Here is a 17,359-nt window from a genome sequence, read left to right on the forward strand (position 1 = left end):
ATTGATGGTAAAGCAACTGCCCAACAGCTGCGCGATAATATTGCCGCAGCGATAGACACATTGAAACAACAACACAACCTGCAGCCGGGGCTGGCGGTAGTGCTGGTGGGCGAAGACCCGGCCAGCCAGGTGTATGTGCGCAACAAAGGCCGCCAAACCCTGGAAGTGGGCATGAACAGCCTGGAATTCAAACTGCCCGCTGAAACCAGCGAGTCCGAGCTGCTGACAAGAATCGGCGAACTCAATGCCGACCCGTCCGTCAACGGCATCCTGGTGCAACTGCCGCTGCCTGATCACATTAACGAAACAGCGATCATCGAAGCTATCGCCCCGGAAAAAGACGTGGACGGCTTCCACGCGGTTAACTCCGGCAAGCTGATGAACGGCGAGCAGGGGGCCCTGGTGCCCTGTACCCCCCAGGGGTGTGTGATGCTGGCCAAACAGCATCTGGGCGACAACCTTTCCGGCAAACACGCGGTGGTCATCGGGCGCTCCAATATCGTCGGCAAGCCGGTGTCCATGCTGCTGTTGCAGGAAAGCTGCACGGTCACCGTGTGCCACTCCCGCACCCGCAACCTGGCAGAAATCTGTCGGCAGGCGGACATTATCGTTGCGGCGGTGGGGCGCCCGCTGATGGTCAAGGGCGACTGGGTCAAGCCCGGTGCCACGGTGATCGATGTGGGCATCAACCGAATTGACGCCGAGGATGGCAAGACCCGCCTGGTCGGTGACGTTGACTATAACGAAGCTGCAGAGGAGGCCGGTGGGATCACGCCTGTACCCGGCGGTGTGGGACCCATGACCATCGCCTGCTTGCTGCGTAACACACTGGTGGCCAGTTGCCTGCAAAATGGTGTGGATGTGCCCGCTTCCATTTGAGGTGATTTGTTGTCGCAGTCCGCTTCCATTGGCTGCGACTCAAGGAGGGGCGAGGCGATTGTTAAAAAGAGCAAGCGATGGGAAGTGGTCTGCTGGGTGAATGGGGGGACATGATCTCCGCGCGACAAACCAACGACACGGCCCGAAAAACCCTTATAAATCAACGGTCTTCAAGTCCGGCCTCCGGTACCAAACAAGCACACTTTTCCCTCCGGGTCTCCGATTAACGCTGTAATATAAGGGCTTTGATAATGTTGATAACATTCTAAGCCATGGGTCTTTACCTCTGCTTTTACATCCCGCCGGTTAGGATGCATGAGATTGCTAGATTGGAACTCATATAGGGGGAGCTTAGTGATATCTTCCGATATCCAACAGGAAAAACCCTTTATAAAAGCGGAGCATTTTTTTCAATTGACAAACTGCAGGAGGGTAAATTCCTGTTGACAGTGGAACCAAGATCCTGCATGAATTCCCTTGATGATGGAGTAAGCTCATTCTGTCTATCCGCGACGATAGAACACAGATGCTTCTTAACTTTTGCTGCGTCGACAGGAATGATAATTCCATATTCCAAATTAAGTCCGCGTATCTCATTGATTAATGCTGTTCGGTTTTTAACTAATCTGCTACGTATTCGATGCAAAGATTGTATATCCTGTTGGTCGATTCGCTTGACCGGAACGAAATTCATTGATGATCTGCTCGCGGCTTCGACAATTGCCTCAGCGTCATTAGCGTCATTTTTGTTTGTTTTCACAAACGGCTTTACGAACTGTGGGCTGATTAGCTTTACGTCATGACAAGACTTTGAAAAGACTCTTGCCCAATAGTTTGCGCCACCGCATGATTCCATGACAACTGTGCATGGCGGCATATTGGCCATATAGCACTCCAATTTATCACGAGATATGCGTTTCTTGAGGATCGCCATTCTCTTGTCATTAACTCCATGTAATTGAAAGGAGTTCTTGGCCAAATCGATACCTATTACGCCAATATTCATAATTGAACCTCTCATCCACTCAATTCAAATCTGCCAATTTGAATACTAGACATGCAGTGACGAATTGCGAGGCCGGTAGCGTGCCAGGCTCCATCGCAAGTTTTCATCCATACCAAAAATCAGTGGGAGAAACGTCGTTGCAACACCTTCGCAACTCTTTAAACGTCAACCGATTCTCCCTCTATTCCCAGAGTATTCGTAAACAGCGTTCGATTTGCGGCCAAGAAGGGGGCATTCAACCTATTGGATAAAGATAGCCCGCTGTCGATCCACGAACGTGAGATCGTTATCCTTCGGGTGACGGCAAACAAGAACTGTGAATACGAATCAGGTGTGCATGTTTCTGTGTTTTTAGGCGCAGCAGGGTTTTGCAAGGAACAGATTGCCGCCACCAGATTGGAGTCAAGCCGTGCGGTAAGCTGGAACGAACAGGATACAGTGTTGATCGAATGTGTGTATGACAACCAATTCGCGGCGCCGGTGTTTCCGTCTGGTGGTGTCGCGTCAGGGTTGTAGATGCGGTGCAACCACCAGGGTTGATATCTGGAATCAGCGGGGCAGGGAGATTTTGAGATGGCAGGAGTCCTGCTTCTTACTGATGCAGGCACAATAAGGCAGGAGGATAGCGTGCGCTCAGAATAGCTTGACCTTCCGAAGTGATTTGGCTAGTTTAAAAATCACGTGTAAAGGTTATAGGAAGGCCTCCTGTGGCGCAAAATATTACTAAGTCAGGTGGTTATAGAAACGCCGCATTCCGGGACTCCGCCCAGGGTGTTGAATCATGATGCTCACACAGCCGCTGAGGAACACGGACATAATCGAGGCCACGGGGGGCTGGATTCCCGAGGAGACGGTGCTGCTCAATGGCGAACTCTCCTGTGGCGGCAAGCTGCTGCGTATTTGCCCGGAGCTGGACAAGCCTCATAACTATGTTGAGGCTTTTCAGCTGTCTGACGGCCTCTACTGCAGCGTCACCAACCTGTCCGAGGATGCCGACACAGAGGTGACTGTGGACGGCACTGGGGTTCTGGGGCTGGCGGTCCAACTGCAGGGGGAATTTTATGAACCCGGTTCTGGCGTAAGGCTGACCAGTGCCAGGCAACCGGTCCAGACGATGGCCTATGTCCCGGCTGGCACACAAATCACCGTGGGCTCCCAACTCGGGAAGGGGCTGAAGAGTGTCAGCATCTCTGCCCAAGCTGACTACCTGAGTCGTGCGCTGGGGTTGTCCAGCGACGAATTACCGGTACAACTGAGAGAATTCTTTACTGGATCGCTTGATCAGTTTGAACTAAAGCAAGTCAACGTGCCCATGGCTGCCATAGCCAGCGCCTCCAAGCTGCTGAATCATCCCGAAACAGGCGGTATGCGTTACCGCAACCTGACGCTTTTCGCCAATGAGTTGTTGCTGCATTTTCTGCAAGCCCTGTCGGAAGCTCCGCCGCAGGTAACCCGAGAACAGCGCCAACTGGCCAAAGTTCGAGAGATCATCGAGGCGAGCCCGGGGCAGCAGCACACCCTGGATACGCTGGCCGACGCGGTGGGCTTGAGCCGCACGCGCCTGACGTCAGGCTTCAAGCGCCAGTACGGTGCCACGGTGATGGAATGGCTGCGTGAGACTCGCTTTAGGGAAGCCGAACGCCTGCTCAATACGACAGCGCTACCGCTTGCGGAGATCGCATTTGAGACTGGATTCAGCAGCCCTAGCAACTTCACCAGTGCCTTTAAGAAGCGCTTCGGCGTCTCGCCCCGAGACAAGCGCCGTTTGTTGATAGCCGCCGCTGCGGGCTAGATCTATTCTCTACTTTGCGCCTCTTTCATTATAGCTTTTGGTTATATTGGTGCTCGTTTTCCTCTTCCCCGCCTGCAAAATGGTCGCAGGTAACATTTTCCTGTCCGCTGCCAAAAGAATCCGCCGTCCAACCGCGATAGCCTGAACTCACCTTGAAAGAGCCAATCTGAACGGCTTCAACTATAACAAGAGTAGAACTACTGAGGAGTAGCTTATGACAATCCGTCGGAGAGATGGTAACGGTCAGGCCAATATCGGGCGTGGTTTAGCGCTGCTGTCTGTACTGATCGCGGCGAACACGGCGAGTGCGCAGTCACAACAGGAAGAAGAATTTTTGCTTGAGGAAATTGTAGTCACCGCTTTGAGGCGCGCCGAGGGTACCAGCCTGATGGACACCTCCATCAGCATGGACGCCATGACCGGTGAAGATCTGGAAGCCAAGGGCGTTGGCTCGGTGATGGATGCCTTGTCCATGAGCCCGGGTGTTTCTGTGGCAAAATCCAGCGCCGTGGGTAACGCCGTACAGATCCGAGGCGTGTCTGCCATTATTGGCGATGCGGTTGTGGGCTACTACATGGACGACCTTCCCTACACGCGCATTTCCGCCAATGTGGCGCCGGACATGAATCCCTACGACCTCAACCGCGTTGAGGTCTTGCGCGGCCCTCAGGGTACACTTTTCGGGGCGGGTTCCCAGGGTGGTGTGGTAAGAATCATTACCCAGGACCCGATCATGAACCAGTTCGAAGGCAAGTTCACCGCGGGATACTCGGCTACTGGCGGTGGCAGCGACAGCCACAAGGTGCAGGGGGCGATCAATATTCCCCTGATTGAAGATACCCTGGCCATGCGCATTGTTGCCGCCCAAGTGGATTCCGGGGGATACATTGATCTGCCTTTGACGGGGGAGAATGACTTTAACGAACTGGATGATTCTTCTCACCGTGTCAAGCTGCTGTGGACGCCTACCGAGGAGTTGTCGATTACCGCGTCTTACTGGCATTCCGATCGCAATGGCCACGAAAACTGGGCCGAGGATGACCTCAAGGCTTATTACACCTTTACCAACTTCGACGCCGTGTTTGGATTGCCGGGGGCCACGGAGCTGACACAGCCGGTTGGCAGCGACAGTATGATCGCTGAAACCCGAAACGATCTCTATGGGCTCACGGTTGACTACGCCACCGACAGTTTTACCTTCGTCAGTACCACCTCGTACCTGGATGGCGGCTACCGCAGCAGCCTGCCAATTCCGGCTGTGGGTGTTCGCTCCGCAAGAGAGTTTGAGGAGCTGGATACCTTCGCGCAGGAATTCAAACTGTCTTCCATCAATGAGGGCAGTTGGAACTGGACTGTTGGTGCTATCTATCTCGATATGGAAAATCGCGATGTCTCGATCTCCACACTGTTTGCTCAGGATCCGGCCAACTTTGCCATCCTGGCCGCATTTGGCGTCAACGAAAACACCGTCAGTGAACATGAACTCACCTCAAAGTCCTGGGCCGTATTTGGTGAATCTGTTCATGAACTCGGCGATCAGTGGGAGTTGACTCTGGGGTTGCGCTACTTCGAAGACGAGCGCGAGGAGATTTCCCTGGATGGGAGCGGATACAAAGTTGACGGCTCCTGGGACCAATGGACCGGGCGAATCAACCTGGCCTGGCGCCCGGTGGAAGATTCCCTCTACTACATCAATATTGCCCAGGGCTTTCGTGCCGGTGGCCTGTTAGGTCCGCAGGCGATTGCCGATGCCGCCTCCCTCGGTGTTAACCTTCCGAGTCTGCTGGATCCCGATGAAGTCATCAGCTATGAAGTTGGCGGCAAGTGGACCCTGCTCAACGGGCGCCTGCAATTGGAATCTGCGATTTACCACCTTCAGTGGGACAGCATTCAAAGCTTTGTCACGGCGGTGACCCCACCACCGGAAAACCGGGCAACCGGATGGGCGGTCAATGGCAATGAAGCCAGTGGCACAGGTTTCGAATTCGGGGCGGCCTACCAGATCGAAGGCCTGGTGCTTTCGGCCTCAGGCAACTGGAGCAAGATGGAGTACGAAGGCAGCATTCCGGGTGCCGGCATTGAAGACGGCGCCACCATGATGCAGACGCCCGAGTTGACCTTGTCGGCGTCAGCATCCTATCACTGGCCCGTGGGTGAGTTTGAAGGAGTCGCTTTCCTGGGAGCCACCTACACCGACGAGCGCTCGGACTATTCTCCGCCGGATCTGACCTACACATCGGATGCTTTCACATTGGTTAATGCCCGTGTGGGAGTAGTAGCAGAACATTGGTCGGTCTTTCTCACCGGTGAAAACATAACCGACCAGAATCCGGAGGTCTCACAGTTGGCCGCGCTGATTCAATTTGGCGTGGATCCCGTGCGGATGCGCCCGGCCACCTACGGAGTTGAAGTCAACTACAAGTTCTAGCCTTTATGGTAGTCAGGGCAGCGAGACCAATGCTGATACGGGTCCGCTGCCTTTTTTTTCGCATGCAAAAGGTCAATACCATGTCTGTTATCTCATTTTCCCGCATCCTGGCTCACTGGGTGGAGATTCAACCCAACCAGGTTGCCATTGTTCACGAGGGCGACACAATTACCTGGTTGGCGCTGGAGGAGAGAACCAACCAGCTGGCCCGCGCCTACGAAGACCTGGGTGTAAAGCAGGATGACTTTGTCACCATTGCGCTTCCCAACGGCATCGAATTTATCGCCGCATGCTTTGCCATCTGGAAGCTGGGTGCCACACCACAACCCATTTCCGCCAAGCTGCCAAAGATCGAGCGCGACGCCATCATTGAGTTGGCAAACCCGAGTCTGGTGGTGGGTGCCGTGGACGCCGATGCACGTTTTCCCTCCATTGCGGCACAATTCAGTCAATACGAAAACTATTCCACTGAACCGCTGCAAGAAAGAACGTCAAAAAATATCAAGGCGGTGACATCCGGCGGCAGCACAGGGCGCCCGAAACTGATTGTGATGCCGCAGCCGGCGGTTTGGGATCTGGATTTCACCTATTTTATGATCCCTCATCAGTCATCCGTGTTGGTGCCGGGGCCGCTCTATCACAACGGGCCGTTTATGTGGGCGTTATGTGCCCTGTGCCAGGGTAACCGCACGGTTATTGTGACTCGTTTTGATGCCGAAACTACACTGCAGTTGATCGAAGAAAATCGCATTGAAAATATGTACATGGTGCCCACCATGATGCAGCGCATCTGGAACCTGCCAGATGAGTTGCGCCTGAAGTACGACCTGTCCTCGCTGAAGTCAGCGATACATATGGCGGCTCCTTGTCCCGCCTGGCTGAAAGAAGCCTTTATCGAATGGCTCGGCCCCCAGGTAGTCTGGGAACTCTATGGTGGGGCGGAAGGCCAGGGCGGTACCACCATCACTGGCGAGGAGTGGCTGCAGCACCGAGGATCGGTGGGCAAAGCCATTGAGGGGACGGAGATTCAAATCCTCGGTGACAGCGGTCAGCAACTGCCCCCGGGTGACATCGGTGAGATCTATATGCGCTTCAAGGAAAACGCGGGTTCCAGCTATGAATACATAGGCGCGGAAAGCAAAGAGATCGAAGGGGGCTGGGACAGCCTCGGGGATATGGGCTATCTGGACGAAGATGGCTACCTGTATCTGGCCGACCGCCGTACCGACATGATTATCTGTGGCGGATCCAATATCTATCCCGCCGAAGTCGAAGCGGCAATCGATCAATTTCCAGGGGTTCGCTCTTCAGCGGTGATCGGTTTGCCTCACGAAGATCTGGGCAATGTGGTGCACGCTATTGTCGATGCCCCCGACGCTGCCATTACCGAGGACGATATGTTGACCTTCCTGGCTGACCATTTGGTGCGCTATAAGCACCCCCGCTCTATCGAGTTCGTCAGCGAGCCGTTGCGCGATGATGCCGGCAAGGTTCGTCGAAAGGCACTGCGTGAAGCGCGAATCAATTAACTCAGGGGCGTAAAAAATGACACTGATCAATACTCGTCTTGGATCAGTCAAGGGCATCGAAAAAAACAATGTCCAGAACTTTCTGGGCTTACCCTACGCCGCTGCGCCGGTTGGCAATCTGCGCTGGAAGTCCGCCCGGCCGGCTCCTGCCTGGCAGGGTACATTTGATGCCACCCGCTACCCCAATCGATGTGTGCAACCCCCTTATCCCGAAGACTTGATCGAGGGGGAAATTCCGGGCGAGCTGTCGGAAGATTGTCTCTACTTGAATGTGCATACACCCGCAGCGGATGACAAAAAGCGCCCGGTGGTCTGCTGGATTCATGGCGGCGGACTGATTCAGGGCAGCGCCAATGAATACGATGGCAGCATATTGGCACGACAGCAGGACTGTGTTGTTGTCGCCATCAACTATCGATTGGGTATTTTCGGTTTCTGCGATTTCAGCGCGCTGGGTGAGGAGTATGCAGGCACGATCAGTCGCGGTTTCGAAGACCAGATAACGGCGCTTCGCTGGATACGTGACAATATCGCCGATTATGGCGGTGATCCCGATTGTGTCAGCATCTGGGGCGAAAGCGGTGGTGGCGGTTCGGTGTTGGCCTTACAGGGGGCTCCGGCTGCGGAAGGTCTGTTCCACAGCTCCATCGCCTTCAGCCCCGGTGATATCGAGCCGGGTAAGATGACGCCGATCAATGCGGCCAAAGTGCTGGCCGAACATCTGGATATCACCAGCGATCTGGAATCGCAACTGCTGGATATACCGCCAGCAGACCTGTTTGCGCATTTCCAGGAAGTGATTGTGCCCCTGGAACAAACGGCTGACAAATCGAAGACGGTTGACGGTACTATTATTACCCGATCTCCCCGCGACGCCATTGTCAGCAAGGGACCCGATGGACCTCCACTGTTGTCCGGAACCAACAAGGAAGAGGCGACTTACCTCAAATACCTGTGGGGTGATGAACCCGGTTCTTCAGAGTTCCCGAAGAGCATCTTTGTTCCCCTGATCAATCAAACTGACCCTCAGGATTATCTCGCTTATCTAGACAGGCAGACCGAAGGCGCAACAGATGTCGATAAATCGGAGAAGATCTGGAACGATTGTTTTCGTTCGGCGGTGTTGAACAATGCTGAAGCGGCGACAAAGGCGGGAGCGGGCGGCTGGGTGTATAACTTCGAGGTGCCCACGGATAATCCCATGGGTATTACCCATGGCTGTGAGATCGCTTTTACCTTCAACATGTTCGAGCTGGAATCCTGTAATTTGACGGCGTTTCACGAAAACACCGAAGAAAACCGGGCGCTGGCCAAACTCTGGGGATCTGTGCTGGTTGCATTTGTACGCAGTGCAAGCCCCAATGGCGAAGGACTTCCCGTCTGGCCGGCTTACGACGCCGGCAATCGCAGCTGCCTCGTGTTTGATCGTCAGCCGAATGTTGTGAGCGACCCGGATGGCGAAGACGCGAGAAAGGCCTACGGTTGTTGAAGCAGCGACAAATAACAAGGAGATAAATTTTGCCGATAAACTCAAACCTTGTTGGAAAAAGTGCCGAGCCCGTAGAGCATCGAGTCGACGCTCGGGAGTTGATGGCTTACGCCGCCGGTATCAGCGATTTCAATCCCTGCTACTTTGATACTGACAAGATGACGGTATTGGCACACCCCATGTACTCGGTCTGCCTGGAGTGGCCTCTGGTGTCCAATCAGGCCGAGGTTGCGGGTATGGAGGAGTTTACCGCGGAGGAACGGCTGCGCGCTGTACATGCCGCTCATGATATTCATTTTTTGCGCCCCATAAAGGCCGGTGATCGGTTGCAGACCCATTCGACCATGGCTGCTTTGGATCCCATCAAGCCGGGTGCACTGGCGGTTTCGCGCCTGGATACGTTGGATGCCAACACCGGTGAATTGGTGTTGCGAACCTATCAAAGCGGTGTGTTTCGGGGTGTGGATATCATCGGTGAAACAACCAGCAGCGAAGAGATTCCCCCCTGGCCGCAGTTCTGTGACCCCTCAATGGACGGTATTGAAAAAACCATAGCCGTGTCGGCGGGCGCCGCCCATGTTTACACCGAATGCACCAACATCTGGAATCCAATTCACACCGACAAAGCCGTAGCCTTGGCTTCGGGTTTGCCCGATCTGATTCTTCATGGCACGGCGACCCTGTCCATGGCAGTTTCGTCCATTATCGATGAGTTTGCCGACGCCGACCCGACCCGAGTGACCCGTCTTGGCGGGCGGTTTACGGGCATGGTTTATATGCCATCGATATTGACACTACAGGCAATTAAACACGGGAACGTCGTCTCCTTTCAGGTTAAGTCAGAAGAGGGCGGGGTTGCGATCAGCAACGGTTTCGTTTGTCTGACTGCTGGTAAATGATCACAACAAATATTTGATAGCCGTAATTCTTCACACAATTTTAAGAGGTAAATTTGATGAGTCGCAAGGTCTACGTTGCCGGTATCGGCATGGGCAAGTTCAAGAAACCCGGCGCCCACGATCCCTACGAGGTCATGGGCAGCCAGTCAGTCAAACTCGCCATTGAGGATGCAGGCATACAACTGGGTGATGTCCAGCAGGCTTATGCCAGCTACATCTATGGAGACAGCGCCTGTGGCCAGAAGGTGCTGTACGAACTGGGCTTGCCTGGCATTCCCATTTTCAATGTCAACAATAACTGTTCTTCCGGCTCGTCTGCGATTTTTCTGGCAAGACAGGCGGTGGAGTCAGGTATGGTGGATTGCGCACTGGCCTACGGTTTCGAACAAATGCAGACAGGAGCCCTAGGCAGTCACTGGGATGACCGTACGTTCGCCGCAACTGATATCTTTAAGGCCTTGAACGATATTCGTCCACTGCCGGCTGAAGGGCCACCAGCCGCCATGTTATTTGGTTGCGCCGGCGAAGAGTATATGCAGCGCTACGATGCCAAGGCGGACCTGTTTGCCAAGGTGGCGGTCAAAACCCGGCGCCACGCGGGTCGAAATCCCTATGCGCTGTTTACCGATCCGTTGACGGTTGAAGAGGTGATGGCCTCGCCGGTGGTGTTCGGAGGTTTCCTGACACGTTTTATGTGTTGCCCGCCAACCTGTGGTGCCGCAGCGGCGGTCTTTGTGAGCGAAGACTTTGCCAAAAAGCACGGTTGTAACACGGAGGTTTTTGTTGCGGGTCAGGGCATGGGCACCGACAACGAGACCCTGACCGAAAGCGCCTGCAATGTGGTGGGGTATGACTATGTGCGTCGAGCGGCACTAACCGCCTACGAGCAGGCGGGGCTGGGGCCGGAGGATGTGGACGTGGTTGAGCTGCACGACTGTTTTACGCCCAACGAAGTGATCAGCTACGAAAGCCTGGGACTCTGTGGCGAAGGTGAAGCCATGCGGTTCGTTGACGATGGCGACAACACCTACGGCGGTCGAGTGGTGGTTAATCCCTCCGGCGGTTTGATGTCCAAAGGGCATCCCATTGGCGCTACCGGTCTGGCCCAGTGTTTTGAGTTGGTGACGCATCTGCGTGGCACGGCTGGCGACCGACAGGTGGAGAATGCGCGCGTGGCGCTGCAGCACAATATCGGTGTGCCCGGCGCGGGTGTCGTGACGATTTACCAACGCTCTTAAACCCGTTAGAGAGAGGTTTCAGCATGTTGACCGCGACAGAGTTCTACCCGGTAACGACAACGCTTTTGATTGTGCTGTGGATCGAAGCAATCATTTATTTGGGCACTGGGCTGTTTGAGATCTTCGATGATTTTTTTCGCAAGACTCCGGGCTGGGTGTTTAGAAACAAGCGCCTGAACCTCTATGCCTGGTATGCAGACACCAAGGGCCACAAAAGCCATGCCGTGCTTGCGATGATGTTGGGTCTTGTCGCATTGAATGGGGTTTTGGAGCAAAAGGTGACCCGCTTTGAAATTGAACTGATCTTTCTCAGCCTGGCAATGCTCAATGGCATGATTTTCGGACTTATTCCACCGGATAAACGTGCGGTACCTATGTGTCTGATCGCACCTGAATTTTATCTGCAGATTTCGATGTTTGTCTTGTTCAGCGACTTGATCAGACCTGAGGTTATCGGCCTTTGTGTGCTATTTAATGCCTGGGGGATCTTTGTTTTGGTCAGGAGGATTACGATGGCTGAAAAAGGTGTGTATAACTTCAAGCGGTTTAATGATGATAAAGTGGTCATCAAACAGGAGGCAAACCATGATCCTTTCCGCAATACGATAGATAGAAAACTGGACGAGGTTCCTGGTACCAGCAGGGTATAGGCCACAGGTCGACAAACGTTCGCGAGGTTTCAATATGCTGACAGCAACAGAGTTCATCCCCCTGACAAATCAGCTGCTTATTGTTTTATGGGTAGAGGTGATTATTTATTTGGGGACGGGGCTGTACAAGATCTGCGATGATTTTTACCGAAAAACACCTTCGTGGGTGTTTGTCGATGATCGCCTGAACCTGTATGCCTGGTACATCGACATTAAAGGCAATAAGAGTAACGCCGCGCTCGCCATGTTGTTGGGACTCGTGGCGCTTAATGCTCTGCTGGAAGGTAAAATCAATCGCTTCGAACTTGAATACATGTTCGTGACCCTGGCGATGCTGAATGCCATGATCTTCAGTCTGATACCCCCAGGCAGGCGTATGATCGCCGGCATGTTTATCGCGCCGGAGGTGTATCTGCAAATTGCGGCGTTTGTCTGGTTTCGTGACCTGATCAGACCAGAGGTGTTAGGGCTCTGTATCCTGATTAATCTGTGGGGGTTGTTTGTGCTATGCCGAAGATTTTCCAAGGTTGATGATGGCAACTACAACTGGAAGCGATTGAATCAAGACAAAGCCGCTGCCAAAGAAGGTGGCAGAGTCAAGCCTTTTGGAGAAACAACAGATTCCGAGGGGAACCGTTCCCTTGGCGTCGGGGATGTTTAGGAGAACTCGCCAATATTATCACCACCATTTGTATAGCCAGGGATAACACTATTCTGTCCTGCATCAGAAGTTTGGAAAAGCCGTGAGCGATAGACTGAAGGTTCGAGACACGGAAAATATTGTAATAGGAAGAGAGATGAATATCGAGAATACAAATACCCCTGAGGGTTGGAAAAGCTGCACCACAAATCGTCGCGGTCAGGATATTCACTATCTGGTGCGAGGTGAAGGGCCATTGATCGTTATGGCTCACGGTGGACTTGGCGATGGTGCAATGAATTTTATCGCCCCGGAGTTTGTGAAGGCCTTTGAAGGACACTTCACCATCGCCCTGCCGGATTCTCTCGGTCACGGTCTCAGTGGTAAACCCTCTGATCCGGCACTCTACACCTTGAAAGAGCGGGCCGCGGATCTGGTCGCGGTGGTGGATGACCTGGGGAAGTCCGAAGCCTGGTATATGGGCTATTCCATGGGCGGCTGGACCGTCGCAGGTATCGCTAAATATTTCCCTGAGCGTTGTGCGGGTCTGGTGGTCGGTGGCTGGGATGTGGAAGAAGGCATGTACCGCAGCGCACCAAATTTTGGACTTACCGAAATCCGTTTTGAGGACCTGGTACGACTGGCAAGAGAAGAGGCCCCTCCTGAGTTGGCACCGGAATTTACCCCGGAGCAAGAGGCTGCGCTTCGACCAGCGATCAATGCCATCAACGATCTGGATGGGCAGGCAGAGGCGCTCGCAGTGATCAAAAAGCCAGTGCTGTTTTGGGTCGGCTATGATGATCCCTATCACGACCCGATGCTGGAATTCGCGCGGCGCAATGGGATTCCATTTTTCTCCTCCGAGGGGGATCACCTTGAGGCAATGCTGCATTGCGCTGGTGCTGCGGCCGCCATCAGTGGTTATATCCGCCAACGGTCAGCGCTGTAATTCTACAAGTTAAAGCTTATGTCATTCAAACTCTCGAAACAGGCCGTCGATGTGGGGCTGGTTACGGCTAATCCGGAACCGATGTTGCACTTCTACCGCGAAAAGCTTGGCCTGGAGGAAGCGCCCGGCGTCACCATGCCTGGCGTAACCACCCACAAATTTGTGTGGGGTGAAAGCGTGATTAAAATTGTCGTCCCGGACACTGATATCAAACCGCCACCGGTTGCCGACTCGATCGATTCACTGTTTCAGATATCGGGTTTACGTTATCTTACTCTGTATGTGTCCAGCCTGGATGACGCAATCCAGCGCTGTCAAGATGCCGGGGCGACTTTTGCGGCGCCGAAAACAGAGATCAGTCCCACGGTATCGGTATTTGTGATTCAGGACCCCGATGGCAATTTTATCGAATTCAAGCAAGATCAAACAATCAGCTGAGTACCAAATCAGTCAGATAACAAGGGTACAAGACGATGAAGCATGTTTATATCAATCCCCAAACGCAAGTTGTTATTGACCAACTGGGGCAGCGAGGTCTGGATGAAGTCTCGGAGCACAGCATCGAGGAAATTCGCGAATCCGCGTCAAAGTTGTTTGCTGAACTCGGGCCGGCCAATCGAGACGTCTACAAGGACGAATATATTTTCGTGCCTGGTCCGGAGGGAGACATTCGTTGCCGAATGATCGTACCACGGGAGCCTACGGCTCCCATGCCCGTATTGTTGTACTTTATCGGTGGTACCTTTGCTCACAAAACCGCTTACGAGTTTGGCGGTACCCCCCACGTGTTGGCAACAGAAGCCAACTGCATCATGATCATTCCCGAACACAGGCTGCCCCCGGAGAATCGCTATCCGGCCGCCTTTGATGACTGCTATGCGGTTTACAAATGGCTGCTTCGGCACGCCGGAGAAATCAATGGCGACGTCCGACGCATTGCTGTGGGCGGAGGCAGTTCGGCCGGCAATATTGCAGCCACCGTTTGCCAGGATGCCAAGGCCGACGGTATTCCCCAGCCGGTGCTCCAGTGGCTGGACGTACCCTTGCTGGATCATATGTCCGAAACACCTTCCGTGCAGCAGATGGATTATCTGGTCGACCGAGATTCACTGCGCTTTGGTTCCGATATTCTGTTTGGCGATCAGGAATGGGCGCTGCGTGCTTCACCCTTGCGTGCGCCCGATGTGAGCGGTCTTGCTCCGGCCTATATCACTACCGCAGAACTTGATCCTCTGGTGGATGAGGCCAGGGCCTATGCGATCCGCCTGCGTAACGCCGGGGTTCCCACGACTTATATCTGCTATGAGGGCCAGATCCATGGGTTCTCAGGTATGGGTGGCATTATCGATGAAGGCCTGATGATGATTTACCAGGCGGCGGGTGTTCTGAGGTACGCGTTCAGCAAAGGTCGGTAACAACAATTCGTCGGCGATTGCTCTCGTATTGTTTGCTTTATCAGTTTGGAAGCTTATTCAATTTCCAATCCCTTGCGAAACTGAAGCGGCGTAAAACCGGTCCAGCTCTTAAAGGCCCGGATAAACGCGCTGGGTTCGGCGTAGCCGGCATAGACGGCAATCTGTTCAATGCTGGTTTCCGGGTCGCCCAGGTGATGGATAGCAATATCACGCCTTACTTGCGATTTGATGGTGTGAAAGCTCGTGCCTTCTTCGCCCAGGCGGCGTCTGAGCGTGTGGGGCTTGTATTTCATTTGGGTCGCAATCTGCTCGAATTCCGGCGGCGCATTGTGCCTGGCAAAAGCCTGTTTGATCAGCGTCCTGACCGTCTGCGTGAGAACACCCCCGGCATCCATCGGCAGGTACAGGTCCAGCGGTGCGCGACGAGCATAACTTTCCGTGCTGGCCTCGTTCTGAACGATGGGGTGATCCAGATAACTGGTGTCAAAGAAGAAGGCATTGTGGGGCTGCTTGAACAGGACAGGCGCACCATAGTAAATATGCCGGTATTCTGCCCTGTAATCGGGGGGTGGAAAGTCGAGGGTGACCTGGTTCAGAATGATTCGCTCGTTGCATAACCAGCCCACAACTCGATGAGCCACCAGCAACGCGGAGTCGATGGCGTGATCGTTTACGATTCGGTGCCCCGCTATACGTTCAATTCTGAATTCAACCTGATTGGCACCGATATTCATCGAATAGCGAAAGCTGTTGTCAAATAAATTGTAAATCTCTGTCAGTCGCTGCAGGGCGCATCCCAATGTCCGTGTCTGCAACAGCGACAGCGCCACGATACGAAAGTGCCCGAGCAGGAAAGGACGCTCCAGGGAACAATTGAGCTCGTCTTTGGCCTGGTATGAACACAGCCTTGCCAGCTTAACCACTTTTTCAACAGGGACGCGCGCCTTCGGTTTTTTCAGTTGCTTTTCCGAAATATCACATCGCTTGAGCAGGCTGGGGATATCATGACCCGCCTGCCTCATGCCTTCCAGAGAATGCACCACGATCATCGCACATACGCTGATTTTCTCGGCCGTACTCAAATCGGATTCCTCATCAGTACTGTCGTGGATTGTTAATTACTGCCTATTTTTGCTGCCAGTGGCGGTCATTGTACCGCACTTGGGCCGGTGTAAGAATGAAACACTGCTTTTATCGCCAACGGGCCGGTTTCGGTCCAGCCAAACGAGGTTGCCATGACACACCAAGCGTATATTTACGATGCTATCCGTACTCCGCGGAGTAAGGGTAAAAAAGATGGGACTCTGCATGAAGTCAAACCGATTGAGTTGGGAGCCGGTCTGCTGCGTGAACTCCAGCGCCGCCATCAATTTGACACCGCCTATGTGGATGACGTCATGCTCGGTTGTAACAGTCCCGTCGGTGAGCAGGGGGCGGTGGTGTCCAAAGCCATCGTCCAGCACGCGGGCTGGGACGAGAGCATCGCCGCTGCACAGATTGACCGTTTTTGTGCATCGGGTCTGGAGGCAGTGAACTCAGCGGCACAAAACATTATGTCCGGTTGGAATCAGTTGATGGTGGCGGGCGGCGTTGAGTCCATGTCCCGGGTACCCATGGGCTCAGCCGGGGGCGCTCTGTTGGGCGATCCCGAGTTTGTGATGGCGCAGCGCATTGCTCCCCAGGGTATTGGTGCCGACCTGATCGCCACCCTGGGCGGTTGGGATCGCGAGGACGTGGATGGTTTTGCCCTGTTGTCACAGCAGCGCGCGGCTCACGCCCAACAGAATGGATATTTCGACAAGTCCGTAGTGCCGGTAAAGGACCGCAGTGGCATTACCATTCTGGAAAAGGATGATTTCCTCAAGCCCAATACCACCATGGAAGTACTGGGCAAACTCAAACCCTCCTTCGAGGCTATGGGCGCTACCGGTATGGACGATATGATCCTGCCCAAATACCCACAGGTGGAGCGCATTAACCACGTGCACACACCGGGTAATTCCTCCGGCATCGTTGACGGCGCCAGTGCGGTGCTGATCGGCAGCGAACAGGCGGGCAAGGACCTGGGCCTGACCCCGCGCGGTCGTATCGTCGCCGGTGCCGTACTGTCCACCGATCCGTCCATCATGCTGGTGGGGCCGGGGCCCGCGGCTGAAAAGTGCCTGAAGATCGCCGGTATGAAAAAGAGCGATATCGATCTGTGGGAAATCAACGAAGCCTTTGCCTCAGTGGTATTGCGCTATATGGACGACTTGGGCATCGATACCGAAGTCACCAACGTTGTCGGTGGCGCCATCGCCCTCGGCCATCCGTTGGGCGCGACCGGCGGCATGCTGGTGAGCATCATGCTCGATGAACTTGAGCGTCGTGGTCTTAAGCGAGCCATGCTGTCCCTGTGCGTGGGCGGTGGTATGGGTATCTCCACCATTATTGAGAGAATCTAAG

16 protein-coding genes are annotated in these 17,359 nt (G+C 54.0%); 14 read left to right on the forward strand and 2 right to left on the reverse strand.

The window, feature by feature from the left end; translation table 11 throughout:
• The coding region (gene folD / locus HBA55_RS22575) for a bifunctional methylenetetrahydrofolate dehydrogenase/methenyltetrahydrofolate cyclohydrolase FolD (RefSeq protein ID WP_166996097.1) at nt 1–879 on the forward strand (879 nt) is incomplete at its 5' end.
• 388 nt (nt 880–1,267) lie between these two features.
• Here the strand turns inward: folD and HBA55_RS22580 are convergent.
• Complete coding sequence (locus HBA55_RS22580) at nt 1,268–1,813, reverse strand: IS110 family RNA-guided transposase (RefSeq protein ID WP_420821509.1); 546 nt, start codon at nt 1,811–1,813, stop codon at nt 1,268–1,270.
• Between the two features lie 315 nt (nt 1,814–2,128).
• Between HBA55_RS22580 and HBA55_RS22585 the strand changes: the two genes are divergently transcribed.
• From HBA55_RS22585 to HBA55_RS22640, 12 genes are all read left to right on the forward strand, one after another.
• Complete coding sequence (locus tag HBA55_RS22585) at nt 2,129–2,401, forward strand: carboxymuconolactone decarboxylase family protein (protein ID WP_166996099.1); 273 nt, start codon at nt 2,129–2,131, stop codon at nt 2,399–2,401.
• 265 nt (nt 2,402–2,666) lie between these two features.
• A complete protein-coding gene (locus HBA55_RS22590) occupies nt 2,667–3,677 on the forward strand; it encodes a helix-turn-helix domain-containing protein (RefSeq protein ID WP_166996100.1) in 1,011 nt (336 codons plus the stop codon).
• 214 nt (nt 3,678–3,891) lie between these two features.
• The gene (locus HBA55_RS22595) at nt 3,892–6,105 is read left to right on the forward strand and encodes a TonB-dependent receptor (protein WP_166996101.1); all 2,214 of its coding nucleotides are present in this window, start codon (nt 3,892–3,894) and stop codon (nt 6,103–6,105) included.
• A gap of 80 nt (nt 6,106–6,185) precedes the next feature.
• On the forward strand, nt 6,186–7,634 hold the full coding sequence (locus HBA55_RS22600; RefSeq protein WP_166996102.1) for an AMP-binding protein: 1,449 nt from the start codon (nt 6,186–6,188) through the stop codon (nt 7,632–7,634).
• A 16-nt stretch (nt 7,635–7,650) separates the two neighbouring features.
• Nucleotides 7,651–9,123, forward strand: coding sequence for a carboxylesterase/lipase family protein (locus HBA55_RS22605; RefSeq protein ID WP_166996103.1), 1,473 nt, complete (start codon nt 7,651–7,653; stop codon nt 9,121–9,123).
• A gap of 29 nt (nt 9,124–9,152) precedes the next feature.
• Nucleotides 9,153–10,022: a MaoC/PaaZ C-terminal domain-containing protein gene (locus tag HBA55_RS22610; RefSeq protein WP_166996104.1), complete on the forward strand. Its 870-nt coding sequence runs from the start codon at nt 9,153–9,155 to the stop codon at nt 10,020–10,022.
• A 56-nt stretch (nt 10,023–10,078) separates the two neighbouring features.
• The gene (locus HBA55_RS22615) at nt 10,079–11,260 is read left to right on the forward strand and encodes a lipid-transfer protein (RefSeq protein WP_166996105.1); all 1,182 of its coding nucleotides are present in this window, start codon (nt 10,079–10,081) and stop codon (nt 11,258–11,260) included.
• 23 nt (nt 11,261–11,283) lie between these two features.
• Entirely contained in the window at nt 11,284–11,910 is a 627-nt protein-coding gene (locus HBA55_RS22620; RefSeq protein ID WP_166996106.1) for a hypothetical protein, read from the forward strand.
• A gap of 34 nt (nt 11,911–11,944) precedes the next feature.
• A complete protein-coding gene (locus HBA55_RS22625; RefSeq protein WP_166996107.1) occupies nt 11,945–12,571 on the forward strand; it encodes a hypothetical protein in 627 nt (208 codons plus the stop codon).
• A gap of 136 nt (nt 12,572–12,707) precedes the next feature.
• Nucleotides 12,708–13,499 carry an alpha/beta fold hydrolase gene (locus HBA55_RS22630; protein WP_166996108.1) on the forward strand — a complete coding sequence of 264 codons (792 nt, stop codon included), beginning with the start codon at nt 12,708–12,710 and terminating at the stop codon, nt 13,497–13,499.
• Nucleotides 13,500–13,517: 18 nt separating this feature from the next.
• Nucleotides 13,518–13,937, forward strand: coding sequence for a VOC family protein (locus tag HBA55_RS22635; RefSeq protein ID WP_166996109.1), 420 nt, complete (start codon nt 13,518–13,520; stop codon nt 13,935–13,937).
• A 35-nt stretch (nt 13,938–13,972) separates the two neighbouring features.
• Nucleotides 13,973–14,914, forward strand: a complete 942-nt coding sequence (locus HBA55_RS22640) for an alpha/beta hydrolase (RefSeq protein WP_166996110.1) — start codon at nt 13,973–13,975, stop codon at nt 14,912–14,914.
• A 53-nt stretch (nt 14,915–14,967) separates the two neighbouring features.
• Here the strand turns inward: HBA55_RS22640 and HBA55_RS22645 are convergent, their stop codons facing one another.
• Nucleotides 14,968–15,996, reverse strand: coding sequence for an AraC family transcriptional regulator (locus HBA55_RS22645; protein ID WP_166996111.1), 1,029 nt, complete (start codon nt 15,994–15,996; stop codon nt 14,968–14,970).
• Between the two features lie 153 nt (nt 15,997–16,149).
• On the opposite strand from HBA55_RS22645, the gene HBA55_RS22650 reads away from it, so the two are divergent.
• On the forward strand, nt 16,150–17,358 hold the full coding sequence (locus HBA55_RS22650) for an acetyl-CoA C-acetyltransferase (protein WP_166996112.1): 1,209 nt from the start codon (nt 16,150–16,152) through the stop codon (nt 17,356–17,358).
• Nucleotide 17,359: the final 1 nt, after the last annotated feature.

The organism is Pseudomaricurvus alkylphenolicus, from assembly GCF_011683955.1.
Taxonomy (GTDB): Bacteria; Pseudomonadota; Gammaproteobacteria; order Pseudomonadales; family Cellvibrionaceae; genus Pseudomaricurvus; species Pseudomaricurvus alkylphenolicus.

What these genes read in the sequence shown, in the direction of transcription:
- HBA55_RS22580 (WP_420821509.1), bottom strand. Translation starts at nt 1,813, where the DNA reads ATGGCGATCCTCAAGAAACGCATATCTCGTGATAAATTGGAGTGCTAT.
- HBA55_RS22590 (WP_166996100.1), top strand. Translation starts at nt 2,667, where the DNA reads ATGATGCTCACACAGCCGCTGAGGAACACGGACATAATCGAGGCCACG.
- HBA55_RS22595 (WP_166996101.1), top strand. Translation starts at nt 3,892, where the DNA reads ATGACAATCCGTCGGAGAGATGGTAACGGTCAGGCCAATATCGGGCGT.
- HBA55_RS22600 (WP_166996102.1), top strand. Translation starts at nt 6,186, where the DNA reads ATGTCTGTTATCTCATTTTCCCGCATCCTGGCTCACTGGGTGGAGATT.
- HBA55_RS22605 (WP_166996103.1), top strand. Translation starts at nt 7,651, where the DNA reads ATGACACTGATCAATACTCGTCTTGGATCAGTCAAGGGCATCGAAAAA.
- HBA55_RS22615 (WP_166996105.1), top strand. Translation starts at nt 10,079, where the DNA reads ATGAGTCGCAAGGTCTACGTTGCCGGTATCGGCATGGGCAAGTTCAAG.
- HBA55_RS22620 (WP_166996106.1), top strand. Translation starts at nt 11,284, where the DNA reads ATGTTGACCGCGACAGAGTTCTACCCGGTAACGACAACGCTTTTGATT.
- HBA55_RS22625 (WP_166996107.1), top strand. Translation starts at nt 11,945, where the DNA reads ATGCTGACAGCAACAGAGTTCATCCCCCTGACAAATCAGCTGCTTATT.
- HBA55_RS22630 (WP_166996108.1), top strand. Translation starts at nt 12,708, where the DNA reads ATGAATATCGAGAATACAAATACCCCTGAGGGTTGGAAAAGCTGCACC.
- HBA55_RS22635 (WP_166996109.1), top strand. Translation starts at nt 13,518, where the DNA reads ATGTCATTCAAACTCTCGAAACAGGCCGTCGATGTGGGGCTGGTTACG.
- HBA55_RS22640 (WP_166996110.1), top strand. Translation starts at nt 13,973, where the DNA reads ATGAAGCATGTTTATATCAATCCCCAAACGCAAGTTGTTATTGACCAA.
- HBA55_RS22650 (WP_166996112.1), top strand. Translation starts at nt 16,150, where the DNA reads ATGACACACCAAGCGTATATTTACGATGCTATCCGTACTCCGCGGAGT.